The 1,324-nt window shown below is 66.2% G+C and carries 2 protein-coding genes; one reads left to right on the top strand and one right to left on the bottom strand.

The window, feature by feature from the left end:
- The first annotated feature begins 74 nt into the window (after positions 1-74).
- Positions 75-883, top strand: a protein-coding gene (locus ACZ4UU_RS45110) for an IS5 family transposase (protein ID WP_471909275.1) whose coding sequence is annotated in 2 segments (ribosomal slippage) — positions 75-414 and positions 414-883 — 810 coding nt in all. Because the reading frame shifts where the segments join, the coding sequence is not laid out codon by codon here.
- 9 nt (positions 884-892) lie between these two features.
- Here ACZ4UU_RS45110 and ACZ4UU_RS45105 read toward each other — a convergent pair.
- On the bottom strand, positions 893-1,243 hold the full coding sequence (locus tag ACZ4UU_RS45105) for a hypothetical protein (RefSeq protein WP_471909274.1): 351 nt from the start codon (positions 1,241-1,243) through the stop codon (positions 893-895).
- Between the last annotated feature and the right edge of the window lie 81 nt (positions 1,244-1,324).

The raw sequence follows: 1,324 nt of genomic DNA, 5'->3' as shown, positions 1-1,324 counted from the left end.
GAGCTCGTAACACGATCTTGTGATGGGGTGCTGGCGGGCGTGTCCGGTGTGACCGTTCGGCCGTTCGTGGGTGTGTGAGCAACAAGCCGTGGATCGTCGATGACGAGTTATGGGCGGTGGTCGATCCGCTGCTGCCACCGTGGCCGGAGCGGTCGCCGGGCCCACGGCCGGTGGACGACCGGCGGTGTCTGCAGGGCATCCTGTTCGTGCTGTACACCGGCATCACCTGGCAGCAACTACCGCTGGAACTCGGCTTCGGCTCCGGCCAGACGTGCTGGCGTCGACTGGGCCGATGGCACGAGGCCGGAGTCTTCGACCAGCTCCACCGCCTCCTGCTGGCCGAGCTCAACGCAGCTGGACAGATCGACTGGTCGCGAGCCTGCGTGGACGCCTCCCACGTGAAGGCGAAAAAAGGGGCGAGGCGACCGGCCCGTCGCCGGTCGACCGTGGGAAGACGGGCAGCAAACACCACCTGATCAGCGACGGCAACGGCACCCCGTTCAAGGTGATCACCACCGCCGCTAACGTCAACGACGTCACCCAGACCCTCGCCTTGGTCGACGGCATCCCACCCGTCGCCGGCCGCCCCGGCCACCCCCGCAGACGGCCCGACGCCCTCCTCGGCGACAAGGGCTACGACAGCAACCCCAACCGCCAAGAGCTACGCAAACGCCGGATCCTGCCGATCATCTCCCGCAAGGGCAGCCCGAACATCCAGGACCTCGGCAAGCTCCGCTACGTCGTCGAGCAGACCTTCGCCCTGCTCCACCAGTTCAAACGCCTCGCGACCCGCTGGGAACGACGTCTGGACCTGCATGATGCTTTCGTCTCACTCGCCTGTGGACTCATCTGCTGGCGTCGACTCCATCGAAGGCCGAGCTGATCACGAGGTCTACACCTCGCAGAGCGCCGAGGCGCAACGTCGCTCGCCGTGCCTGGAACCGGCTGACTCCGCCGCCTCTGCCGGGTAGGCGCTGAGGACGAGTCGTCCGTCGTCTTCTGCTGCGACGACGTTGACCAGCAGCATGCTCTCCTCGTCGAAGCGCAGGACGAAGAGCGGATCCAGCTTCATCAGGAAGTCGAAGCTCTCCCGGTCCTCCTCAAGCAGGGGAGGTTCGAGGATCGCCTCGCACGTCCAGTCGTCGCCGACGGCGCGGACCGCGACTCGCACACCGACACTGCCCAAGCACGTCGATCGGTTGGCCCACCACTCAAGCGTCGCGGTGCCCTCGTAGCTGTCCATCGTCCAAGTATCACGGGGAGGTGCGCAGCCCGGCATCAGCGGTCCAGCCTCCGAGAGCACAAGATCGTGTTACAAGCTCTA

The sequence above is a fragment of the Streptomyces sp. NPDC028907 genome, assembly GCF_055564995.1.
This window is presented reverse-complemented; position numbering and strand designations above follow the sequence as displayed.

Bases quoted from the DNA above. Each gene is read 5' to 3' on its own strand.
- ACZ4UU_RS45105 (WP_471909274.1), bottom strand. From the start codon at position 1,243: ATGGACAGCTACGAGGGCACCGCGACGCTTGAGTGGTGGGCCAACCGA.